This window comes from Nocardiopsis oceani, from assembly GCF_054777395.1.
In genome coordinates this window covers 1-2,658 of sequence record NZ_BAAHAR010000107.1, presented here as the reverse complement: position 1 = coordinate 2,658, position 2,658 = coordinate 1, and the positions used below count along the sequence as shown (strand labels likewise).

The following is a 2,658-nucleotide window of genomic DNA, read 5'->3' as shown; positions in this document are numbered from 1 at the left end:
TGCCGTGGCCGGTGCGTTCGGCCCGCTCCACGATGTGCTTGGAAATCTGGTGGTTGACGTCCCGCGCTCGCCGGGCCTCCTTGCGGCGCTGGCGCTTGAGCAGGCGTTTGGCGCTCTTGGTGTTCTTGGCCTGCAGCTTGGCGCGCAACCGGTTTTGCCGCTTGCGGTACCGGTTGAGCTGGCGCCCGGCGTAGCGTTGGCCGGTGGAGGTGGTGGCGATCTCCACGATGCCCAGGTCCACCCCCGCAAACCCCGAAGGCTCCTCGTTCAGCCGAGCCTCGGGCACCTCACAGGTGGCGGCCAGGTACCACTGCCCGTCCTGGTGCATCAGGTCGCTCTCCCCCTGCTGATACTGGGCCAGGAGTTTGAGCTGGTCGGGTGAGGAGGTGAAGGCCAGGTTCTTCATCCGCCCTTGGGTGGTCCAGATCGAGACCGTGCGCGCATCCATCTGCCAGGACAGACACCGCGCATCGAAAGGCTGGGCCGCCTCCGGGCGGAAACTGATCGCCGTGGACTCGGCGCGCTGGCGGCGCGGCGAACCCGCGCGTCCCAGGTGTCCGGCCTTTAGATGGGCGGCCCGGGTGGTGTAGGCGTCGGCGACCTTGCCGATCACCCGCACCGTCGGCTGGGCCGACAGGGCGAAGGAGGATTTGAGGTCGGCGTAGACCGCTTTCTGGAGGGCGTACTTGTTCCGGGCCCCGGTCGCTTGGGCGATCTGTGAGGCGTGGTTGGCGGCCCGGTTACAGGCATGCAGGGTCTCCTGCAGAGCCCGCGCCTGTTCAGGCGAGGGCAGGAGTTTGACCCGCACCACCAGCTTCATGGTCGAACACACTAACGACCCACCGACTGCTGGTGGGGCCAAACGACGAAACTGGTCTGCGATGGGCGATGCAACTGTCACAGACCGCCACCTTCCTCGAAGCGGGCAGGGCGATTCCTCCCGGGCGTGAACGCCCGGGCATCGTCGCCCAAAACTGGTGAATTGCAGCTCTTGCACCCGTAGGGGACCCTCTCCCAGTTGTCTTGTACCTCATCCGGGTGCCCCACGACCGCGTGCATCCGCCCCTCCGCGCATGATTCCGGGTTTGCGGCCCACGCCGTGACCCAGCGTGGGATCATCGGAGTAGAGCCCCTAATCGAGGAGACCCGGTGCGCGTCATCGCCCCCTGGCCGCTAGCGGCCGGACTTGCCTGTTCTGCGACTACCTCAGCAGGTCCGGGGCCACTGAGGGTGAGAGCCCGATGTACCGCACGGGTCGCGACGGCTAACCCGACCCCGCCCAGCCGCGCACAACTTCAGGAGTTCCGGTGACTCTCTCCCCAGCCCCGCCCACCCCCGAACCTCCCGCCCCGGCCACGCCGATCCGCGTGATGGTCGTGGACGACCACGCCCTCTTCCGCCGTGGACTGATGTCGGTGCTCGATGACGAGAACGACATCGACGTGGTGGGTGAAGCCGGAGACGGCGACGAAGCCGTGCAACGCGCCGAAACCTCGCGCCCGGACGTGATCATCATGGACGTGTGGATGCCGCACTCCACGGGGATCGAGGCCGCCCCCCGCATCCGCGCCGCCGTGCCCGGCGTGAAGTTCGTGATGCTCACGATGAGCGAGGACCAGTCGGACCTGTTCGAGGCGTTGAAGGCGGGGGCGTCCGGATACCTGCTGAAGGATGTCGCGGTCACGGACATGGCAGGGGTGGTGCGTTCGATCGCGGCCGGGCGTACGAGCGTGCACGCGGGGATGGCGGCGAAGTTGATCACGGAATTCGCCGAGCTCGCCAAACAGGACAGCGGGCCGGCGGAGAAGATGGTCCTGCCGCAGCTCACCGGGCGTGAGAGCGAAGTGCTCCGGTTGGTGGCGCAGTCGAAGAACAACCGGGAGATCGGCGAGCGGCTGTTCATCACGGAGAACACCGTCAAGAACCACGTGCGCAACATCCTGGAGAAGCTGCAGGTGCACTCGCGTACGGAGGCGGCGATCTACGCGGTACGGGCCGGTTACTGAGCTCGGGCACCGGGCACGCGGTGGTGAACTGGTTGCTTGGATATGCTCGGGAAGTATTTGGGTCGCGTCCCGCGCCCGCAGGGACCTCTCCTGGAGTAGGTGAGACGTATGGTTTCGAACTCAGCGCGGCACATCGGAAGCGCTGACGGCGCACTTTTCCCTATGCCACCATTGACGGAGCAAGCCTTGCGCGTTGCTGTGCGTCGACTGGATCTTGCCGCTGGTGTTCATTTCGACGAAGAATTTCACCAGGCATGGGAGGAAGCCATTCAAACGGACAGTACAGTTCCTATGCACACGTTCTTGCATCGGTGGGGAGTATTTGTGGAACTGAGAAGGTTCCCACGCCGTGCTGCGAGATTGCATGACCTGGAGCGGGCTGTCGGGGAGGCTGAGGACCTCGTGAAGGCGCGGAAATCCGCAGGTGAGATCGCAATGATGATCGACGAAGCTACGCGCAAGGTTCAGCGGTGACCAACTGGACTTGGGAGTATCTGCCCGACGCCGAGCATGTTGTTGGTGGCCTTGTGACTGTTCAGGTGTCCCGGAGAAGGATCAGACGGTTTCGGGCATCCAGCACCGGCCCTCGGCCAGGTGGACCAGGGCGTCGAACATACCGATGCCGTGCTTGGCCGCGGTCGCTACATAGGAG

At 65.2% G+C, this 2,658-nt stretch carries 2 protein-coding genes; one reads left to right on the top strand and one right to left on the bottom strand.

Annotated elements, in window-relative coordinates; translation table 11 throughout:
• Positions 1–820, bottom strand: an 820-nt coding sequence (locus tag ACYVDG_RS32550) for a transposase (protein ID WP_460764072.1), incomplete at its 3' end; no start/stop codon positions are given.
• A gap of 550 nt (positions 821–1,370) precedes the next feature.
• Here ACYVDG_RS32550 and ACYVDG_RS32545 point away from each other — a divergent pair.
• Positions 1,371–2,006 carry a response regulator gene (locus tag ACYVDG_RS32545; RefSeq protein WP_460764078.1) on the top strand — a complete coding sequence of 212 codons (636 nt, stop codon included), beginning with the start codon at positions 1,371–1,373 and terminating at the stop codon, positions 2,004–2,006.
• Positions 2,007–2,658: the final 652 nt, after the last annotated feature.

Bases quoted from the DNA above. Each gene is read 5' to 3' on its own strand.
- ACYVDG_RS32545 (WP_460764078.1), top strand. From the start codon at position 1,371: ATGGTCGTGGACGACCACGCCCTCTTCCGCCGTGGACTGATGTCGGTG.